We start from the raw sequence: 18,305 nt of genomic DNA on the forward strand, positions 1-18,305 counted from the left end.
TCCCCCTCGCGTCGAGGCAACTTCCGTTGCATATCGCTACCCATAAAATTGGGAGAGACGCGATGACCATCACCACCGGCCTGCAGATCAGCTCGCTGATCACCCCCGAAGGCGAGCTGCGCCTGACGCTGGACGATGTCGCCATTCCTGCGCCGGCCGCCGACCAGATCGTCGTGCGCATGGAGGCAGCGCCGCTCAACCCGTCCGATCTCGGCCTGCTGCTTGGCCCGGCTGACCTCTCGACGATCGCGGCCGGCGGCACCGCCGACCGCCCGGTCGTCACCGCGTCGGTCAACCCGGCTTTTCTCCCGTCGCTCCAGGCGCGAATCGGCGAGCCGATGGCGGTCGGCAACGAAGGCGCCGGCGTCGTGGTCGATGCCGGTGACGATGCCAAACACCTGATCGGCCGCACCGTCGCGATCCTCGGCGGCTCGATGTATTCGCAATATCGCGTCATGCGCGCCGCCGAGGCGCTGGTCCTGCCCGAAGGCACCGCCGCGGCGCAAGGCGCCTCCTGCTTCGTCAACCCGCTGACCGCGCTCGCCATGGTCGAGACGATGCGGGCCGAGGGTCATACCGCGCTGGTCCACACTGCCGCTGCCTCCAATCTCGGCCAGATGCTCAACCGCATCTGCATCGCCGATGGCGTGCCGCTGGTGAACATCGTCCGCAGCGAAGCCCAGGCGAAGATCCTGACCGATATCGGCGCCAGATATGTCGTCGACAGCACCGCGCCCGATTTCCGCAACCAGCTGATCGAGGCACTGATGGAAACCGGCGCGACGCTTGGCTTCGACGCCGTCGGCGGCGGCCCGCTGGCAGGGCAGATCATCGGCGCGATGGAGGCCGCCGCGACGCGGAAAATGACGTCCTACAGCCGCTACGGTTCGACCACCCACAAGCAGGTCTATATCTACGGCGTGCTCGATACCCGCCCGACCGAGATCGGCCGCAACACCGGCATGGCCTGGGGCGTGGGCGGTTTCCTGCTCACCTATTTCCTGATGAAGGCCGGACCGGAAACCGGCCAGCGCATGCGCGCGCGCGTCGCCGCCGAGCTGACCACCACCTTCTGCAGCACCTACACCGCGGAAATCTCGCTGGCCGAAGCGCTGCAGCCGGAAACGATCGCCGCCTATGCCCGCAAGGCGACCGGCGAGAAGTTCCTGATCAATCCGAACAAGGGCCTCTGACACCACGTCGGGCGCGGGAGTTGCCGCCCGCGCCCGGCCCGTCTATCCACCCCCGCATGCTCAAGCTCATCATCGGCAACAAGGCCTATTCCTCCTGGTCGCTGCGCGGCTGGCTCGCCTGCAAGCAGTCGGGCCTTCCCTTCGAGGAAGTGGTCGTCCCGCTCTACGACGCCGACTGGGACAAGCGCCGTGAGGGCGACGAGTTCGCGCCCTCCTCGGGCAAGGTGCCAATCCTGTGGGACGGCGACGCCGTGGTGTGGGACAGCCTGGCCATCATCGAATATCTCGCCGAAAAGACCGAGCGTGCTAAATTCTGGCCGGAGGACGACACTGCCCGCGCCATGGCCCGCTCGATGGCCGCCGAGATGCATTCGAGCTTCACGGCGCTGCGCCGCAAGCACAGCATGAATATCCGCCAGGTCTTCCCGCCCAAGCGCCCCGACGACGATGTGCTGGCCGATATCGGGCGCATCATGGAACTCTGGGCCCAGGCCCGCGCCCGCTTCGGCGGCACCGGCAAGTTCCTGTTCGGCGAGTTCGGCGCGGTCGACATGATGTACGCGCCGGTCGTCACCCGCATCGTCACCTACGGCCTGCCGATCGCCCGCTTCGCCACCGGCTATATGGATGCGGTGCTGCAGCACCCCTTCATGCAGGACTGGATCGCCGGCGCGCAGGAAGAGGAATGGGTGATCGAGCAGTTCGAGCAGCCGGCCTCGGCCTAGGCGACGTCGCCCGGCGCAGGCCGGCCCAGGATCAAAACGCCGACGATCGATTCAACTGCGTCGCGAACCGGTGCATCACGCGCGGCGCGCGGACCAGCACGCTCTTTCCCATGATGGTCGAAACGCCGCGCTTCGCCCGTCCCCGCCACCGTCAACATCGGCCCTGTTACCGGCGCGACTTTCCCTGTTCCGTGCAGATTTTACCCTGTTATTTTCATAACAGGGTAAGCACCTCACAAGTCACGAATAACGTGACGAAATTTCGGGCGAGAAATCCAACATAACAGGGTAAAAGCGGTGAAAAAAATAAAGTCACCCTGTTCTACCCTGTTATTGGCAGGGAACAGCGAAAAATCACCCCTGCTGGCTTGGAACTGACGGTCGCTGGCAAATATCTGAATTCCGTCATCGAGCGAACTTTCGGTTCGGGACACTAGAAGTCACCGCCATCCTTCCGCCGGAACCCCTTCTCCGCAAACAGATGCATGTCGATGTCGGGATAATGGCAGTCGGTATCCGATGGCCGCCCGACCGCGATGAACATGCAGTCCGCATCGCTGCGGTTCTGCAGCACATGGCCGTTGCCGTCATTCTTGGGGAAGGCCGCGCAGTCGCCGGCGCGCATCACCGTTTCCCCGCTATCGTCGACCAGCACTGCCTCGCCTGCGATCATCACCACGAATTCATCCTCGCCCTCATGCCAGTGCCGCTGCGACGACCAGGCGCCCGGCTTCAGCGTGACATGGCTCACCCCGAAGTCGCCCAGCCCCGACGCCGGGGCGAGGCGGCGATACCAGCGGCCCTGCACTTTCTCGGAATGCGGCGGCGGATAGCCGGTCGCATTGGTCTGCGGGATTGAATCGAGATCGAGCTTGGGCAATGCCACCTCCATGGATGCTGAGACCAGATTGCCCGATGTCGTCGCGCTGACCAAGGCGCTGATCGCCCGCGAGAGCGTGACCCCCGCGCAAGGCGGCGTGTTCGACGTGCTAGAAGCGGCGCTCGTCCCGCTCGGCTTCCATGTCGATCGCTTCATTGTCGGCGAGGCGCCCGACGGCCCGGTCGAGAATCTGCTCGCGGTGCGCGGCTCCGGGGCGCCGCATTTCGCCTTTGCCGGCCATCTCGACGTCGTTCCCCCGGGGGCCGGCTGGACCAGCGGCGCGTTCGAGCCCGAGATCCGCGGTGGCCTGCTCCATGGCCGCGGCGCGGTCGACATGAAGGGCGCGATCGCTGCCTTCGTCGCCGCGCTTGGCCGGGCGCCAGCGATGGGCACGCAAAGCCTGATCATCACCGGCGACGAGGAAGGCCCCGCCATCTTCGGCACCCGCGCGCTGATCGACCGCATGGCCGAGCGCGGCCTGAAACCCGATTTCTGCCTGGTCGGCGAGCCCACCTCGGTCGCGCGACTCGGCGACATGATCAAGATCGGGCGGCGCGGCTCGGTCAATATCTGGATCGACGTGCCCGGGCGGCAGGGCCATGTCGCCTACCCCCATCTCGCCGACAATCCGATCCCCAAGCTGGTGGCGATCCTCGCCGAGATCGACGCGATCATACTCGACCAGGGCAATGACTGGTTCCAGCCCTCGAACATCGAAGCGACGGACATTACCGTCGGCAATCCCGCCACCAACGTCATCCCGGCGCACGCCTCGGCCCGGCTGAGCATCCGCTACAATGATCTGCACAAGGGCGACGATCTCGCGGCGCGGATCGAAGAGATCGTACACCGCCACGCTCCCAAGGCGACGATGATCGCGCGCGTGTCGGGCGATGCCTTCCTGACTGCGCCGGGGGCGCTCTCGACCCTGATCGGCGACGCGATCGAGGCGCGGCAGGGCATCCGGCCCGAGCTGTCGACCACCGGCGGCACGTCCGACGCGCGCTTCCTTTCGGCGCTCTGCCCCGTCGTCGAGTTCGGGCTGATCAACGCGACGATGCACAAGCTCGACGAAGCGGTGGCGATCGACGATCTCGCCGCGCTGACCGACATCTATGCCGATATCATCGGGCATGTCGGCGCCCTGAAAGGCAGCACCGCCCCCTGACATGGCCTCGGAACTGGCGTCGGGCGGGCTGCGCGGCTAGGACGGTTTCATTCGATACCGGTTTGCTGAAGGACTTCTCATGACGCTGCAGGGCCTGGCCCATTACGGGCTTTCGGGCGAACGCGGCTTTTTGTCGCAGGCCGAGATCGACGAGGTGGCGCTGCCGGCCGGGTTCGCGGCGGTCGAAGCGATGGCCGCCGACCTGTCCGGCCTCGTCACCACCGGGCGGATTCGCCACTGGCTGGCCGAGCTGCCGACACCCGACATGGCGGCGTTCCTCGCCACCGCCAGCGACGCGCAGATCAGCCTCGCGATGGTGCGCTATGCCTTTCTGGTCCAGGCCCATGTCTGGGGCGAGCCGACTCCGCCCGAGATGCTGCCGGCCAATCTCGCCGTGCCGTTCGTCGCCCTGTCCGACCGGATGGGCTTCCCCCCGGTCATGAACTATGCCTGCTATATCCTCGACAATTGGTACCGGCTCGACAAGCAAGCGCCGATCGCACTGGGCAATGTCATGCAGAAGCAGCGCTTCGCCGGCGGCCTGGACGAGGAGTGGTTCGTCCAGATCCATGTCGCGATCGAGGCGACCGCCGGCCATGCGCTGGAGCTGGCGATCGACCTCGTCCAGGCCAGCGACGAACGCGATGCGGCGCGCGTCGAGGCGCTGCTGATCGAGATGAACGCGGTGTGGGAACGCCTGTTGGCGATCTTCGACCGCATGGTCGAGAAGTGCGATCCGTACATCTATTACAACCGCATCCGCCTCTACATCAACGGCTGGAAGAACAATGCGGCGCTGCCCCAGGGCCTGATCTACGAGGGCGTCGAACGCTTCGGCGGCAAGCCGCAGGAGTTTCGCGGCCCCACCGGCTCGCAAAGCTCGATCGTGCCGTCGATGGACGCGCTGTTCCAGGTCTCGCACGAGAATGACGAGCTGCGCGACCTGCTGGTGGAGCTGCACCCCTATCGCCCCCGCCGCCACCGCGCCTTTATCGAGGACCTGCAGCGCGCCAGCCACCTGCGCGACTTCGCCGCCACGCAGAATCAGGGGGTGAAGCAAGCGTTCAACGCCTGTGTCGAACAGGTCGCCCGCTTCCGCACCCGCCATCTCGAATATGCCGCGGCCTATATCAACAAACAGGCCTCATCCGGCGCGGGCAACGACCCCGATATCGGGACCGGCGGCACGCCCTTCATGAAATATCTCAAGAAGCACCGCGACGAGAACCGCGCGCAGACGCTCTGACGGGTCAGAGCGCCGCCAGATCGATCTCGCCGAACCGGTCGATCGTGTCGTTCGCCTCGGGCATCGGGTATTTCAGGCCCGTCGCGCAGTTGAACAGGACGGTGCTTTCCTCCTCGTCGACCAGGCCGGTGCGCAGCGCCTCCTTATAGGCCGCCAGCGTCGCGCCGCCCTCGGGACAGAGCAGCAGCCCGTCCTTTTTCGCGGCATCGTCCACCGCCTTGAGGATCGCGGGGTCGCCCACCGCCATGGCCTGGCCACCGCTCTCGCGCACCGCGCGCAGGATCAGGAAGTCGCCGACCGCCTTGGGCACGCGGATGCCCGCCGCGACCGTCGCCGCATCCTCCCAGCGCTCGGCATGCTCGACACCTTCGTCGAAGGCACGGACGATCGGCGCGCAGCCCGAGGCCTGCACCGCGAACATGCGCGGCCGTGCCGGGCCGATCCAGCCGAGCTTCTCCAACTCGTCGAACGCCTTCCACATGCCGATCAGGCCGGTACCGCCGCCGGTTGGGTAGAAGATCGCATCGGGCAGCTTCCAGCCGAACTGGGCGGCCAGCTCCAGCCCCATCGTCTTCTTGCCCTCGATCCGGTACGGCTCCTTCAGAGTCGAGAAATCGAACCACAGCCCTTCCGCCGCGCCCTTGCCGACGATCGCCCCGCAATCGTCGATCAGCCCGTTGACCCGGTAGACGCGCGCGCCCTGTTGCGCGATCTCGCGCACGTTGATTTCGGGCGTGTCGTCGGGACAGAAGACGATCGTCTCGATCCCGCAGCGTGTCGCATAGGCAGCGAGCGCGGCGCCGGCATTGCCGTTGGTCGGCATCGCGATCTTCGTGACGCCCAGCGCCTTGGCCATCGACACCGCCATGACGAGCCCGCGCGCCTTGAACGATCCGGTCGGCAGCCGCCCCTCGTCCTTGACCAGCACGTTCGGCCCGCCCGAGCGCGGGATCGGCACCAGCGGCGTCTCGATCTCGCCCAGGCTGACCACGTCGCGGGTGGCGCGCACCGGCAGCAGCTCGCGCCAGCGCCACATGTCGGTCGGCCGCGCGGCGACCATCGCGCGCGGGATCATCGCGCGGAGCGAGTCGAGATCATAGCGCACCAGCAGCGGCCGCCCGACGCGCGACAGGCCGTGCAGCGTGTCGGCGTCATAACGTTCGCCCGTCATCGAGCATTCGAGATGCGTGACGAAGGTCGGGCGATCGGTGGTGATGTTCTCGTTCATGCGTCTTCCGTCTTTGCCCGAACGGTTTGCGCTATGAGCGCCGCCAGTTCGCCCGGCAACACATCGAGAGTATCGACCGACCGCGAGCGATGGTAATATCGGCTGACATCATAGCCAATGCCAAGGGCTGCCAGGATCACGTCATCCGAGGCTTCGATATTTTGAATAACGGACTGAAGATGCCGTTCAAGATAGGACGGACCGTTTTGCATCAAGGTCGAATCATCGACCGGAGCCCCATCAGAAAGAATGACGAGCAGCTTGTGCGGTTGGGATTGCTCACGCAGTATGGCGCGCGCCCATTCGATCGCTTCGCCATCAACATTCTCGCGCAGAATGTCCGGATGGAGCATGACTGCCCAATCCTCCTGCCCCAATGGTTCGCCCGCGCGCTGATAGAGAATATGGAGCAGCGCGCAGAGCCGACCGGGCCGCTGTGGCTGGCCGTTCGACAACCAGTCTTGCCGCGATTTCCAGCCGTGCCACCCCATGGTCGAGAAGCCCAGGAGCGTGACTGTCGCGCCGATATCGCCGAGGATAGCAGAGAGCCAGCGGACAGCTGCCGCGGTATGCAGGATCGGATCGTCCCGCATCGATCCCGATTGATCGACGAGTATACAGATCGCCCAATCACCCGGCGTCGTTGTTGCAAAAGCCGCACGCAGGGAATCGGCGTCAGCAGCGGGGACGGCGTCGAAGAGCTTCTTTGCCGCGTCAGCCCTGCGATGCCAGATGGCCGGATCACGCAGCAGCCAACCCTTGGCACTACTGAGGTCGTCCGCCGCGAACGCCGCCGGGAGATCGCGGGCCCGCAACGTCAGGTCATGTGTTCGGGAATATACCCTATAGGGCTGACCCACCGGGCCGTCCGAAACGCATTTCGAGACGGGACGACGGCGCTGAAAAGCCCAGATGATATAGCCGAAGAACAAGACGGTGAGTGCAACGCTTAACGTGTCACCCACCGGCTCTCCCATCACTCCGGCTTCTTCGCCACCCCGACCAGCGCCGGGCGCAGCAGCCGGTCCTTGATCATATAGCCCGCCTGCATTTCCTGGACGATCGTGCCGACCGGCTTGTCGCTCGGCATTTCGAACATCGCCTGGTGGAAATTGGGGTCGAGCGTCTCGCCGAGCGTGCTCATCTTCTTGATGCCGTGGCGCTGGAACACCGATTCGAGCTCGCGGCCGGTCGCATCCAGGCCAGTGATCAGGTTCTTGAGCTTCTCGTCCGCGCGCAGCTCGGCCGGGATCGCCTCGAGCCCGCGGGCGAGATTGTCGGCGACCGACAACAGGTCGCGCGCGAACGCGGTCGCGGCATAGGCGCGGGCATCGGCTGCTTCCTTCTCGGCGCGGCGGCGGACATTCTGCGCCTCGGCATGGGCATAGAGCACCGCCGATTTCGCGTCGGCCAGCTCGGCCTCGAGCTTCGCCACGCGATCATGCTCGGCAAGCTCGGGGGCGTCCTGCGCGGTCTCCTCGCGCAGGTCTTCGGCGGTGGGCGTCTCGATCTTTTCGTCTTCGATCATCGTGTGTCGCTTCGATCCTGTTAGGGCATGAGCCGCGCGAGTGTCGCGGCAGTGAAATCCACCATGGGCACGACGCGGGCATAGTTCAACCGAGTCGGGCCGATTACGCCGACCACGCCGACCACCCGCCCATCGAGCCCGCGGAACGGTTTCGCAATGACGGATGATCCCGAAAGCGAGAATAATTTATTCTCGGCGCCGATGAAGATGCGCGTCGCATCGCCCGCGCCGGCGCTGTCGAGCAGCCGGGCGATCTCCTGCTTGCCCTCCAGGTCGTCGAGCAGGTCGCTGATCCGTTCGAGGTCGGCCGCGGCCGCCGCGTCGATCAGCCGCCCCTGCCCGCGCACGATCAGCACCGGACGGCGATTGCCGTCCTCGCTCCAGATGGCGAGGCCGCGTTCGATCAATGTCCGGGCGACGGTATCGACCAGCGCGCGCTCCTCGCCGATCTCGCGCTCGATCCGCGCACGCGCCTGGGCGATGGTCATGCCGGAGAGCATTGCGGTCATGTAATTGCCCGCCTCGACCAGCGCGGAGGGCGATACGCCGGCGGGCAGGTCGATCACGCGGTTCTCGACCGATCCGTCCTCGGCGACGAGCACCGCAAGCGCCTTGTCGGTGGAAAGCGGCACGAAGCTCATCTGGCGCAGCACCAGCTCGCGCTTCGGCACCAGCACCAGCCCGGCACAGGCCGACAGGCCGGACAGCGCGGCCGTGGTGGCGGCAAGCGCTTCCTCGACCGGGCCGACCTGCGACACGCGCGACTCGATCGCCGCCCGCTCCTCGGCGGAGGGCTCCAGTGCCTGCATCATGCCGTCGACGAACAGGCGCAGCCCGATCTCGGTCGGCAAGCGCCCCGCGCTGGTATGCGGCGAGGCAAGCAGGCCAAGCTCCTCCAGATCCTGCATCACGTTGCGGATCGAGGCCGGCGAGAGGTTCAGGCCGGAAAGGTGCGCGATGGTGCGCGATCCGATCGGTGAGCCGGTATCGAGATAGCTTTCCACCACCACGCGGAAGACGTCACGCGCGCGGTCGTTGAGCTCAGTGATCGGGGGCGCGGACATGGGTGTCATGTAAGGAGCACCGATGCGCGTCTCAACGCCGCTTGTCACCTTGTCAGTCCTCACCACTCGTCAATTGGAGCGGTTTGTCCCGCCCCAAGAGGCCTGCCGTTGATCGGATTCATCTGCGCCGCGGCCAGCGCGGAAAAGATGGCGTGACGTACGCGCGCGTCTTCGTAGCAGGCTCTCAATCGGGAAGGCGATGCGCCGCCGCGCCACTCGATCACATAGTGACTCACACCGTGGCGAGTCCCGCCCGAAATCGGTTCTCCATTTGCTTTGGGTCTTTGGTAGGCGTCGCACGCCCGTCCGAACTGGCGATCTCCAATTGGCCTGATGCCAGCCAACCGCCGTCTGAAGCCCGCAAGTTCGGAGGTGCTGAGCCTGTATCGGGCTGTCTTGATGACCTGCTCCCCTCCCGGCTCGAAGGTGCGCTGCATGACACCGCCATCAGTCGCGATACTCACCGAAAAGTCGGGGCAAATTCCCAGGCAGATATTGGTGATCCAGCGAATGCGAATGGTGATCGTCTCCGAAGACGGCAATGCCTGCGGCGATGCCGGCGCCGAGGATGCCAACGATGCCATCATCGCCAGAACCCAGATGCGCATCATATTGTCTCCATGACCATCACCAAGACTGGCGCGTTCACCTTGTCGCGTCTAGGTGGCGAAGCCCAGTTTCAGGAGATTCCCCAATGCGCCCATCCGGCCGCGCCCCCGATCAGATGCGCACGATCACGATCGAGCCGCGTTTCACCCGCCATGCCGAAGGCTCCGTGCTGATCGGCTTCGGCGACACCAAGGTGCTGGTGACCGCCTCGGTCGAGGAGAAGGTCCCGCCCTTCCTGCGCGGCAAGGGCGAGGGCTGGGTCACCGCCGAGTACGGCATGCTCCCCCGCGCGACGCATACGCGCGGCCAGCGCGAGGCGGCCAAGGGCAAGCAGTCCGGCCGCACTCAGGAGATTCAGCGGCTGATCGGCCGTTCGCTCCGCGCCGTCACTGACATGAAGCTGCTCGGCGAGCGCCAGATCGTGCTCGATTGCGACGTGATCCAGGCCGATGGCGGGACCCGCACCGCGTCGATCTCGGGCGCCTGGGTCGCGCTGCGCCTCGCCATTGACGGGCTACTCGCTTCGGGCAAGCTGACGGTCGACCCGCTGAGCCAGAAGGTCGCGGCGATCTCCTGCGGCATCTATAATGGCACGCCCGTGCTCGACCTCGACTATGACGAGGATTCGAACGCCGATGCGGACGCGAACTTCGTCCTGCTCGAAAATGGCAACATCGCCGAGGCCCAGGCGACCGCCGAGGGCGCGACCTATGACGAGGAAGCGTTGCTCCGCTTGCTCCGCCTCGCGCGCATCGGCTGCTCGGACATCTTCGCCGCCCAGGCCAGGGCCGTCGCGAAATGACCATCGAGGTCCCGCCCCAGGCGATCCGCAAGCTCGTCCCCGGCAAGCTCGTCATCGCCAGCCACAATCCCGGCAAGGTGCGCGAGATCCTCGAGATGCTTGGGCCGCACGGGATCGAGCCCGTCTCGGCCGCCGAGCTCGACCTGCCCGAGCCGGAGGAGACCGGCACCACCTTCCTTGCCAATGCCGAGCTGAAGGCGCTTCAGGCCGCCGATTTGACCGGCCTGCCTGCGCTGGCCGATGACAGCGGCCTGTGCGTCGACGCGCTGAACGGCGATCCGGGGATCTTCTCGGCGCGCTGGGCCGGCGAGGGCAAGGACTTCAAGGTCGCGATGCAGCGAGTCAATGACGCGCTTGAGGCAAAAGGTCCGGATGCCAGCCGCGACGCGCATTTCATGTGCGTGCTCGCGCTCGCCTGGCCGGACGGGCACGTCGAGTGGTTCGAGGGCCGGGTCGACGGCACGCTCGCCTGGCCGCCGCGCGGCACCGGCGGGTTCGGCTACAACCCGATCTTCGTACCCGAGGGCAGCGAGCTGACCTTCGCCGAGATGCCCGACGCGAAAAAGGCGATCAGCCACCGCGCGCGGGCGTTCGATGCGATGATGGCGGCGGTGCTTTAAGAGCCCTCTCCCTTTCGGGAGAGGGAGACGACCGTTAGGTCGTCGGGGAGAGGGCTGGGTCGGAACGGCCGGCTTTCGTCTCATGACCCGTTCCGACCGAACCCTCTCCTTGCCGGCTTCGCCGGCTTTCCTCTCCCGAAAGGGAGAGGAGTTTTATGTCGGCATTTGCCCCACGACATTCCCCGGCGGCGTGTATCGGCAGACCAGATAATCATCCGTCGCGTTACTCGCCGTCGCGCAGCCGAACTCGGTCGTGCCGCGCCAGATGATCTGGGCGTAGTGCGCCACGTCCTCCCACCGCCCGGTCACGCTGAAATCCGGGGTCGGGCCACGGCGGTAGTCGCGGCGTTCGTCGACCCAGTGGCCGGCCATCTCCTCGTAGCGATAGGCCCCGCGAGTGCCGGTCCAGAGATTCTCGCCCTCGGGCGCGGGGCCGCGCGGTTCCTTCGAATGCTCGAATCGCCCGGTCCGGGCGAGCTCGCGGGCATAGCGTTCGGCATCGACCGCCAGTGCGGGATTCCACACCAGCGGCGGCACACCGGCGGCGGCGCGGGCGCGATTATGTGCGTCGATCATCGCCTGGCGCATCAGCGCCTCGCCGCGCGGGGCCACGCCGGAGAAGCGGCGCTCCTCGATCACCCGCTCGCTCTGCGGCGGGGCGGCGGCGGAGCAGCCCGTCAGCAATGCCAGCGCCATCAGCAGAAACCGCATCTTTGCCTGCCTCTTCCCTGGCCTCGTTCGCACGATCATATGGGGGCCACATGAACGATCCCCAAACGCCACCGCTCGCGCTTTATGTCCATTGGCCGTTCTGCGTGTCGAAATGCCCTTATTGCGACTTCAACAGCCATGTCCGCGCCGAGGTCGATCAGGCCGCCTGGCGCGCCGCCCTGCTCGCCGACCTGCGCCATGAGGCGGCGGAACTGCCCGGCCGCACGCTCGGCTCGATCTTCTTCGGCGGCGGCACCCCCTCGCTGATGCCGCCAGAGACGGTCGCGGCGGTGATCGACGCGGCGGAACGGGCATGGGGCTTCGCGCCCGATGTCGAGATCACGCTTGAGGCCAACCCCTCCTCGGTCGAGGCGGCGCGCTTCGCCGATATCGCCGCGGCGGGTGTGAACCGGGTGTCGCTCGGGCTGCAGGCGCTCGACGACCAGGCACTGAAGTTCCTCGGCCGCGCGCATGACCAGGCCGAGGGGCTGGCCGCGCTCGACACCGCGCAGCGCGCCTTTGCCCGGGTGAGCTTCGACCTGATCTATGCCCGGCCCGACCAGCGGCTGGCCGGCTGGGAAGCGGAGCTGACCCGGGCGATCGGCTTCGGCACCGAGCATCTGTCGCTCTACCAGCTCACCATCGAGCCCGGCACGCGCTTCGCCACTGAGGCCGCAGCGGGGCGGATCGTCATTCCCGATGGCGACAGCGCCGCGGACCTGTTCGAGGCGACGCGGGCGATCACCGCAGCGGCGGGTATCCCCGCCTATGAGATTTCCAACCACGCCCGCGCCGGCGCGGAGAGCCGGCACAACCTGACCTATTGGCGCTACCGCGACTATGCCGGGGTCGGGCCGGGCGCGCATGGCCGGCGCGGTGGGCTGGCCACGGTGCGCCGCAGGAAGCCCGAGAACTGGATGAGCGCGATCGAGCGCAACCAGCACGGCATGGAGGGCGAGGAAGCCCTCGCCCCGCATACCCGCGCGACCGAAGCGCTGCTGATGGGGCTGCGCCTGCGCGAAGGCGTCGATCTCGCCCGGATCGCGCGGCTGGGCGAGACCAGCGTCGAGGCGCTGATCCACTGGCCCGCCGCCATCCGGCTGCAGGACCAGGGCCTGCTTGTCCGCGACGGCGACCATCTGACCGTGACCGAGGCAGGCATGCTGCTGCTCGATGCGATCCTGCCCGAGATCGTCAACGACGCCGCCTGAGCGCCCGACAACAGCGCCGTTTGCCGCTGTCTATCGCTCTGCGATGCTATGCCTTGCGGGCGATGTAACTCAGAAGCCGGTCGGCGCCGGGGAGACGGTGACCGTGGTCCCGCCGCGGATTTCCTGTACCTCCAGCGCGCGGTCGGCGACGCTGTCGCGGCCGAAGCGGAATGGGCCGTCGATGCCGGAGAACCCGCCCGGATCGCGCAGCCGCGCCTCGGGGAACGGGCTGCCGACCGTCCAGTCGCGCGCGATGCGCACCGTCAGCAGCACCGAATCATAGCCCAGGCTCGACAGGCGATAGGGCGCCGCGCCGAAGCGGGCGCGGTATTTGGCGGCATATTGGCGATAGAAAGTGTCCGACACGCTCGCGAACCACGCGCCGTTGAGCGCCGGCCGGGTCGTGATCGAGCTTTCCGAATTCCACAGATCGGTGCCGAGGACATGCGCCCCGCCCCCGCCATTGCGGCGAATGAGCGGCACCGCCGTCGCCGCGGATGCGCCGCTGTCGGCGATCAGCACCGCCTGATAGGGCGCGTTCTGCGCCAGGCGGCCGATCGCCCCGGTCAGCGATCCCGCGCCGCGATCATAGGTCTGAAGCGTGCGCACCTGGCCGCCGGCACCCTCGACCGCGCGCAGAAAGGCAGTCGACGCGCGTTCGCCATAAGTGCCGTTGGGAACGAGCCCGGCGAACTCCGTGACGCCCTGTCCCTTGGCATAGCGCACGACCCGGTCGATCGACTGGGCCGGGGCATAGCCCATCAGATAGGCGCCGTTGCCGGCCGCCGTGGTGTCGTTGGAATAGCTGATCACGGGTACGCCGGCCCGGCGCGCCAGCGGGGCCACCGCGCGAACGTCCTCGGCGAGCAGCGGGCCGAGGATCAGCCGGTTGCCGTCGGCCAGCGCGCGCTGGGCGGCGGCGGCGGCACCGCCATTGGTGTCATAGGTGGTGATGCGCACCTTCTCGTTCTTGCTGTCGAGCAAGGCGAGCTGGGTGGCGTTGGCGAGGCTCTGGCCGATGCCGGCATTGGTGCCGGTCAGCGGCACGAGCAGCGCGACGCGGTGGCGCGCGACGTCGGTCGGGATGCCCGCCTGCACCTGCCCGCTATCCTGCACCGGCCGCGGCGGCGGCGGCGCGGCCGGCCCCGGCCCGCGCGGCACTACCGACTGGCAGGCGCTCAGAAGCAACGCTCCCGCGATGAATGCTGCACGAAGAAGCTTCGCTCCCCGTTGCGGTATCGATAGGGCCTCTGCCATGACTGCTCCAATGAACGCCGAACTCGCGCCCGGTCTCTATATCGTTGCCACCCCGATCGGCAATCTTGGCGATCTGAGTCCGCGCGCCGCGCATATACTCTCAAACGCCGCGGTAGTTGCAGTCGAAGACTCGCGTGTGACGGCGGGCCTGCTGCGCCATATCGGGGTGAAGCGGCCAATGACACCCTATCATGATCATAATGCCGAGCATGTCCGCCCCGGCCTGATCGCGCGGATGGGCACCGAGGCGGTGGCGCTGGTGTCCGATGCGGGGACGCCGCTGATCTCCGATCCCGGCTACAAGCTGGTGCGCGATGCGCGCGCGGCCGGGCATCTGGTGGTGACGATCCCCGGCCCCTGCGCAGCGATCGCCGCGCTGACGCTCGCCGGGCTGCCGACCGACCGGTTCCTTTATTGCGGCTTCCTGCCGCCCAAGGCGCAGGCGCGCGCGACGGCGATCGCCGAGATCGGATCGGTGCGGGCGACGCTGGTGCTGTACGAATCCGGGCCGCGCCTGGGCGCGACCCTGGCGGCGCTGGCCGAGGGGCTGGGCGACCGCGAGGCAGCGGTGACGCGGGAGATCACCAAGAAGTTCGAGGAAGCGGTGACGGGCACCCTGTCGTCGCTCGCCGCGCGCTATGCCGATGCGCCGCCCCGCGGGGAGATCGTGGTGGTGGTGGCACCGCCCGGCGAGCCCGAAGCGGCGAGCGTGGACGATGCCGAGGCGGCATTGACCGAGGCGCTGACGCGATTGCCCATGGCCAAGGCGGTCAGCGAGGTGGCGAAGAAGCTCGGGGTGGACCGCAAGGAGCTTTACGCGCGAGCGCTGGAGATGAAGGGGTGATGGGTGGCGCACTTCATTCCTCCCCCGGGAACCGGGGGAGGGGGACCATTCGCCTCTTCCGGCGAATGGTGGAGGGGGCTTGGAGCGCGGAACAGATGCACCGTGTGCCAAGCCCCCTCCACCACCCGCTGAAGAAGCGGGCGGTCCCCCTCCCCCGCTTCGCGAGGGAGGAATAAGGGGTGCGTGACCGCCGCGTTGCCGAAGCCGCCGGCCGTCGCGGCGAGCGTCTCGCCGGATGGTGGCTCCGCCTCAAGGGCTGGCGCATCCTCGATCGCCGCGTGCGGACGCCAGCCGGCGAGGTCGATCTGGTCGCGCGGCGCGGCAACCTGGTCGCCTTCGTCGAAGTGAAGATGCGCAAGACCTCGGCCGAACTCGACTTCGCAATCGACGCGCGCCGCCTCTCGCGGGTCGCGGCAGCCGCGGAATACCTCATGCCGAAATATGCTGGCCCCGGAGACGACATCCGCGTCGACGTGATCCTGCTCGCGCCCGGCACGCGACCGCGTCATATCGAGAATGCGTGGATCGGGTGACAACCGCCTAACCCGCGCCTACATCCCCGACCGTTCGGGCTGAGCTTGTCGAAGCCTTGCATTTTCTTCCTGAGAAGAAGGACAGTCCTTCGACAAGCTCAGGACGAACGGAGGTTGTTCGATGCCGCTTACCGTCGCCGTCCAGATGGACCCGCTCGATGCGATCAACATCGCGGGCGATTCAACCTTTGCGCTGATGCTGTCGGCGCAGGCGCGCGGGCACCGGCTATTTCACTACACCGCCGAGGATCTGAACTATTCGGACGGGCGCGTCTGGACCAAGGCGCATCCGGTGACGGTGCAGCGCGTCATCGGCAATCATTTCAGCTTCGGCGACCCGGTCAGCCTCGATCTCGGCAAGCAAGCCGATGTCGTGCTGATGCGGCAGGATCCGCCGTTCGATCTCGGCTATATCACCGCGACGCACCTGCTCGAGCGCATTGCACACGAGACTTTGGTGGTGAACGATCCCGCCAATGTCCGCAACGCGCCCGAAAAGGTCTTCGTGCTCGATTATGCGCGCTTCATGCCACCGACCCTGGTCACCCGCTCGCTCGACGAAGCGCGCGCCTTTCTCGCCACGCACGGCGAGATCGTGGTCAAGCCGCTGCACGGCAATGGCGGCAAGGCGATCTTCAAGGTGGGCAGCGACGGGGCGAACCTGTCGGCGCTGATCGAGGTGTTCAACACCGCGTACCGCGAGCCGCACATGATCCAGGCGTTCCTCCCCGATGTGGCGAAGGGCGACAAGCGCATCGTGCTGGTCGACGGTAAAGTGGCGGGCGCGATCAACCGCGTGCCCGGCGCGGGCGAGATCCGCTCCAACCTCGCGGTGGGCGGATCGGCGGAGAAATCGATCCTGACGCCCGAGGAGGAAGAGATCTGCGCGGTGCTCGGCCCCGAACTGAAGAAGCGCGGGCTGCTGTTCGTCGGCATCGACGTGATCGGCGGCAAATGGCTGACCGAGATCAACGTTACGTCGCCGACCGGGATCGTCGCGATCGAGCGGTTCGACGGGACCGATGTGGCGGGCCTGATCTGGGATGCGATCGAGGCGAAGGTCGCCGCGTAGCATTTCGTGACCGAGTTCATCATCGATCTGACTGCCTGGGGCGGCTATTTCGGCATCTTCCTGCTGATGATCCTCGAGAATGTCTTCCCGCCGATCCCGTCCGAGGTGATCATGGGGCTGGGCGGCATCGCGGTGGCGCGCGGGCAGATGGAGGCGCTGCCGCTGATCGCGGTCGGCACGGCGGGCACGGTCGTCGGCAATTATTTCTGGTACGCGCTGGGCCGGCGCTTCGGGTATCTCGGTTTGAAGCCCTGGGTCGATCGGCACGGCCGCTGGCTCACCGTGGACTGGCATGAGGTCGAGCGACTCCATGCCTTCTTCACGCGGCACGGCGAGTGGATCGTCTTCGTGTTCCGCTTCATGCCGGCCTTCCGCACGATCATCTCGCTGCCCGCCGGCATGACCTGCATGCCGCGCTGGCGCTTCCTGCTGTGGACGGCGGCGGGTAGCGCGATATGGAACTGCCTCCTGACCTGGGCCGGCTGGTATCTCGGCGCGAATTTCCATGCGCTGGACCGGTTCATCGGGCCGGGCGCGCTGGCGATCATGGTGGGGATCGTGCTGGTGTATGTGTGGCGCGTGTTTACGTGGAAGCCGCGGGGGTGAGTGGTTCAGAAACACCACCTCTCCGTTCGTTTCGAGCGAAGTCGAGAAACCGGGCCTAGCGCTCCATCAAAGTTTCTCGACTTCGCTCGAAACGAACGGGAGAGAGGGGCCGGTGAAAGCCCCTAAGCCCGCGGATGGGCATTCCGGTACACGTCGAGCAGATGCGCCGCGTCGACCGCGGTGTAGATCTGGGTCGAGCTGAGGCTGGCATGGCCGAGCAATTCCTGCAGCGCGCGCAAGTCGGCACCCCGCCCCAGCAGATGCGTCGCGAAGCTGTGGCGCAGCGCATGGGGCGTGGTGCGTTCGGGCAGCCCGAGCCGGACCCGCGCCGCCTGGACCGAGCGGCGCACGATCGCAGGCGATAGCGGCCCGCCCTTGGCGCCACGGAACAGCGCCGTATCGCGGGAGATCGGCCAGGGGCAGGTCTGGAGGTAAGCCTCGATCGCCTCACGCACCTGCGGCAGCAAGGGCACGATCCGGGTCTTGTCGCGCTTGCCGGTGACGCTGAGCGTGGGTCCGAGCGGCAGCACCGCGCCCGTCAACCCGGTCGCTTCGCCGACGCGCAGGCCGGCGCCGTAGAGCAGCATCAGCACCGCCCAGTCGCGCGCGCCGATCCAGGGTTCGGCCGCATTCTCCTCGACATCCTCGGCCAGCGCGACCGCTTCGTCGGGCGAGATCGGGCGCGGCACGCCCTTCTTGACGCGCGGCCCCTTCACCCGGGGCGGCGCCCCTGCCCCACCGGCAAAGACCAGGAAGGAGCGCACCGCCGACAATTCCCGCGCCGCGGATGCGTTGCCCAATCCCTCGCCGCGGCGCAGCGCGAGATAGGCGCGCAGATCGGCGGCGCTGACCTTGCCGAGCGAATCGCGCGAGACGGCGCCGCCCCAATGGGTTTCGAGAAAGTGGATCAGCCGGTTGGCCGTCGCTTCATAGGCGCGGATCGTGTGCACCGAGCGGCGTCGGTCGCGGCGGAGATGATCGGCGAAATCGGGGGCGAGACCGGACATG

The 18,305-nt window shown here is 67.0% G+C and carries 20 protein-coding genes; 11 read left to right on the forward strand and 9 right to left on the reverse strand.

The window, feature by feature from the left end:
• Positions 1–62 precede the first annotated feature (62 nt).
• Together ACZ1I2_RS21180 and ACZ1I2_RS21185 are read left to right on the forward strand one after the other, a co-directional pair.
• Entirely contained in the window at positions 63–1,193 is a 1,131-nt protein-coding gene (locus ACZ1I2_RS21180) for a zinc-binding dehydrogenase (protein ID WP_465175942.1), read from the forward strand.
• Positions 1,194–1,249: 56 nt separating this feature from the next.
• Positions 1,250–1,918 carry a glutathione S-transferase family protein gene (locus ACZ1I2_RS21185; RefSeq protein ID WP_465172211.1) on the forward strand — a complete coding sequence of 223 codons (669 nt, stop codon included), beginning with the start codon at positions 1,250–1,252 and terminating at the stop codon, positions 1,916–1,918.
• Positions 1,919–2,351: 433 nt separating this feature from the next.
• Here ACZ1I2_RS21185 and ACZ1I2_RS21190 read toward each other — a convergent pair whose 3' ends face one another.
• Positions 2,352–2,798, reverse strand: a complete 447-nt coding sequence (locus ACZ1I2_RS21190) for a cupin domain-containing protein (RefSeq protein ID WP_465172210.1) — start codon at positions 2,796–2,798, stop codon at positions 2,352–2,354.
• 10 nt (positions 2,799–2,808) lie between these two features.
• Between ACZ1I2_RS21190 and dapE the strand changes: the two genes are divergently transcribed.
• Together dapE and ACZ1I2_RS21200 are read left to right on the forward strand one after the other, a co-directional pair.
• Complete coding sequence (gene dapE / locus ACZ1I2_RS21195) at positions 2,809–3,966, forward strand: succinyl-diaminopimelate desuccinylase (RefSeq protein WP_465172209.1); 1,158 nt, start codon at positions 2,809–2,811, stop codon at positions 3,964–3,966.
• Between the two features lie 79 nt (positions 3,967–4,045).
• A complete protein-coding gene (locus ACZ1I2_RS21200) occupies positions 4,046–5,212 on the forward strand; it encodes a PrnB family protein (RefSeq protein ID WP_465175941.1) in 1,167 nt (388 codons plus the stop codon).
• A 4-nt stretch (positions 5,213–5,216) separates the two neighbouring features.
• Here the strand turns inward: ACZ1I2_RS21200 and ACZ1I2_RS21205 are convergent, their stop codons facing one another.
• Genes ACZ1I2_RS21205 through ACZ1I2_RS21225 form a run of 5 tightly spaced genes read right to left on the reverse strand, consistent with a single transcriptional unit; the run spans position 5,217 to position 9,643 of the window.
• Entirely contained in the window at positions 5,217–6,440 is a 1,224-nt protein-coding gene (locus ACZ1I2_RS21205) for a threonine synthase (protein ID WP_465175940.1), read from the reverse strand.
• Positions 6,437–7,417: a cobaltochelatase CobT-related protein gene (locus ACZ1I2_RS21210; RefSeq protein ID WP_465172206.1), complete on the reverse strand. Its 981-nt coding sequence runs from the start codon at positions 7,415–7,417 to the stop codon at positions 6,437–6,439. The genes ACZ1I2_RS21205 and ACZ1I2_RS21210 overlap by 4 nt, the downstream gene beginning before the upstream one ends.
• The gene (gene grpE, locus ACZ1I2_RS21215) at positions 7,417–7,968 is read right to left on the reverse strand and encodes a nucleotide exchange factor GrpE (RefSeq protein WP_465172205.1); all 552 of its coding nucleotides are present in this window, start codon (positions 7,966–7,968) and stop codon (positions 7,417–7,419) included. The genes ACZ1I2_RS21210 and grpE overlap by 1 nt, the downstream gene beginning before the upstream one ends.
• Positions 7,969–7,988: 20 nt before the next feature.
• Complete coding sequence (gene hrcA / locus ACZ1I2_RS21220; protein ID WP_465172204.1) at positions 7,989–9,032, reverse strand: heat-inducible transcriptional repressor HrcA; 1,044 nt, start codon at positions 9,030–9,032, stop codon at positions 7,989–7,991.
• 59 nt (positions 9,033–9,091) lie between these two features.
• Positions 9,092–9,643: a hypothetical protein gene (locus ACZ1I2_RS21225; protein WP_465175939.1), complete on the reverse strand. Its 552-nt coding sequence runs from the start codon at positions 9,641–9,643 to the stop codon at positions 9,092–9,094.
• An 83-nt stretch (positions 9,644–9,726) separates the two neighbouring features.
• Between ACZ1I2_RS21225 and rph the strand changes: the two genes are divergently transcribed.
• On the forward strand, positions 9,727–10,443 hold the full coding sequence (rph, locus tag ACZ1I2_RS21230) for a ribonuclease PH (protein WP_465172202.1): 717 nt from the start codon (positions 9,727–9,729) through the stop codon (positions 10,441–10,443).
• Positions 10,440–11,063 carry an RdgB/HAM1 family non-canonical purine NTP pyrophosphatase gene (gene rdgB, locus ACZ1I2_RS21235; RefSeq protein WP_465175938.1) on the forward strand — a complete coding sequence of 208 codons (624 nt, stop codon included), beginning with the start codon at positions 10,440–10,442 and terminating at the stop codon, positions 11,061–11,063. Before rph ends, rdgB begins: the two co-directional genes overlap by 4 nt.
• A 153-nt stretch (positions 11,064–11,216) precedes the next feature.
• On the opposite strand, the gene ACZ1I2_RS21240 is transcribed toward rdgB, so the two are convergent.
• A complete protein-coding gene (locus ACZ1I2_RS21240) occupies positions 11,217–11,774 on the reverse strand; it encodes a CAP family protein (protein WP_465175937.1) in 558 nt (185 codons plus the stop codon).
• Positions 11,775–11,824: 50 nt separating this feature from the next.
• Here ACZ1I2_RS21240 and hemW point away from each other — a divergent pair, with 50 nt between their 5' ends.
• Complete coding sequence (gene hemW / locus ACZ1I2_RS21245; RefSeq protein ID WP_465175936.1) at positions 11,825–12,985, forward strand: radical SAM family heme chaperone HemW; 1,161 nt, start codon at positions 11,825–11,827, stop codon at positions 12,983–12,985.
• 69 nt (positions 12,986–13,054) lie between these two features.
• On the opposite strand, the gene ACZ1I2_RS21250 is transcribed toward hemW, so the two are convergent.
• Positions 13,055–14,242 (reverse strand): penicillin-binding protein activator, encoded by a 1,188-nt coding sequence (locus ACZ1I2_RS21250; RefSeq protein WP_465175935.1) that lies wholly within the window; start codon positions 14,240–14,242, stop codon positions 13,055–13,057.
• 10 nt (positions 14,243–14,252) lie between these two features.
• On the opposite strand from ACZ1I2_RS21250, the gene rsmI reads away from it, so the two are divergent.
• The 4 genes from rsmI to ACZ1I2_RS21270 all read left to right on the forward strand — a co-directional run bounded on the left by rsmI (position 14,253) and on the right by ACZ1I2_RS21270 (position 17,297).
• The gene (rsmI, locus tag ACZ1I2_RS21255) at positions 14,253–15,086 is read left to right on the forward strand and encodes a 16S rRNA (cytidine(1402)-2'-O)-methyltransferase (protein ID WP_465172197.1); all 834 of its coding nucleotides are present in this window, start codon (positions 14,253–14,255) and stop codon (positions 15,084–15,086) included.
• Between the two features lie 179 nt (positions 15,087–15,265).
• On the forward strand, positions 15,266–15,619 hold the full coding sequence (locus tag ACZ1I2_RS21260; protein ID WP_465175934.1) for a YraN family protein: 354 nt from the start codon (positions 15,266–15,268) through the stop codon (positions 15,617–15,619).
• A gap of 121 nt (positions 15,620–15,740) precedes the next feature.
• Positions 15,741–16,691 carry a glutathione synthase gene (gshB, locus tag ACZ1I2_RS21265; protein WP_465175933.1) on the forward strand — a complete coding sequence of 317 codons (951 nt, stop codon included), beginning with the start codon at positions 15,741–15,743 and terminating at the stop codon, positions 16,689–16,691.
• A 6-nt stretch (positions 16,692–16,697) separates the two neighbouring features.
• Positions 16,698–17,297, forward strand: a complete 600-nt coding sequence (locus ACZ1I2_RS21270; RefSeq protein ID WP_465172194.1) for a DedA family protein — start codon at positions 16,698–16,700, stop codon at positions 17,295–17,297.
• Positions 17,298–17,419: 122 nt separating this feature from the next.
• Here ACZ1I2_RS21270 and ACZ1I2_RS21275 read toward each other — a convergent pair whose 3' ends face one another.
• A complete protein-coding gene (locus ACZ1I2_RS21275) occupies positions 17,420–18,304 on the reverse strand; it encodes a tyrosine recombinase XerC (protein ID WP_465175932.1) in 885 nt (294 codons plus the stop codon).
• Position 18,305 lies beyond the last annotated feature (1 nt).

This window comes from Sphingomonas sp. BL-S-29 (assembly GCF_055521495.1).

Excerpts from the sequence above, each read along its gene's own strand:
- grpE (WP_465172205.1), bottom strand. The coding sequence starts at position 7,968 with ATGATCGAAGACGAAAAGATCGAGACGCCCACCGCCGAAGACCTGCGC.
- dapE (WP_465172209.1), top strand. The coding sequence starts at position 2,809 with ATGGATGCTGAGACCAGATTGCCCGATGTCGTCGCGCTGACCAAGGCG.
- hrcA (WP_465172204.1), bottom strand. The coding sequence starts at position 9,032 with ATGTCCGCGCCCCCGATCACTGAGCTCAACGACCGCGCGCGTGACGTC.
- ACZ1I2_RS21185 (WP_465172211.1), top strand. The coding sequence starts at position 1,250 with ATGCTCAAGCTCATCATCGGCAACAAGGCCTATTCCTCCTGGTCGCTG.
- ACZ1I2_RS21180 (WP_465175942.1), top strand. The coding sequence starts at position 63 with ATGACCATCACCACCGGCCTGCAGATCAGCTCGCTGATCACCCCCGAA.
- rph (WP_465172202.1), top strand. The coding sequence starts at position 9,727 with ATGCGCCCATCCGGCCGCGCCCCCGATCAGATGCGCACGATCACGATC.
- ACZ1I2_RS21275 (WP_465175932.1), bottom strand. The coding sequence starts at position 18,304 with ATGTCCGGTCTCGCCCCCGATTTCGCCGATCATCTCCGCCGCGACCGA.
- ACZ1I2_RS21210 (WP_465172206.1), bottom strand. The coding sequence starts at position 7,417 with ATGGGAGAGCCGGTGGGTGACACGTTAAGCGTTGCACTCACCGTCTTG.
- hemW (WP_465175936.1), top strand. The coding sequence starts at position 11,825 with ATGAACGATCCCCAAACGCCACCGCTCGCGCTTTATGTCCATTGGCCG.
- ACZ1I2_RS21205 (WP_465175940.1), bottom strand. The coding sequence starts at position 6,440 with ATGAACGAGAACATCACCACCGATCGCCCGACCTTCGTCACGCATCTC.
- ACZ1I2_RS21240 (WP_465175937.1), bottom strand. The coding sequence starts at position 11,774 with ATGCGGTTTCTGCTGATGGCGCTGGCATTGCTGACGGGCTGCTCCGCC.
- ACZ1I2_RS21250 (WP_465175935.1), bottom strand. The coding sequence starts at position 14,242 with ATGGCAGAGGCCCTATCGATACCGCAACGGGGAGCGAAGCTTCTTCGT.
- ACZ1I2_RS21200 (WP_465175941.1), top strand. The coding sequence starts at position 4,046 with ATGACGCTGCAGGGCCTGGCCCATTACGGGCTTTCGGGCGAACGCGGC.
- rsmI (WP_465172197.1), top strand. The coding sequence starts at position 14,253 with ATGAACGCCGAACTCGCGCCCGGTCTCTATATCGTTGCCACCCCGATC.
- ACZ1I2_RS21225 (WP_465175939.1), bottom strand. The coding sequence starts at position 9,643 with ATGATGCGCATCTGGGTTCTGGCGATGATGGCATCGTTGGCATCCTCG.
- rdgB (WP_465175938.1), top strand. The coding sequence starts at position 10,440 with ATGACCATCGAGGTCCCGCCCCAGGCGATCCGCAAGCTCGTCCCCGGC.
- gshB (WP_465175933.1), top strand. The coding sequence starts at position 15,741 with ATGCCGCTTACCGTCGCCGTCCAGATGGACCCGCTCGATGCGATCAAC.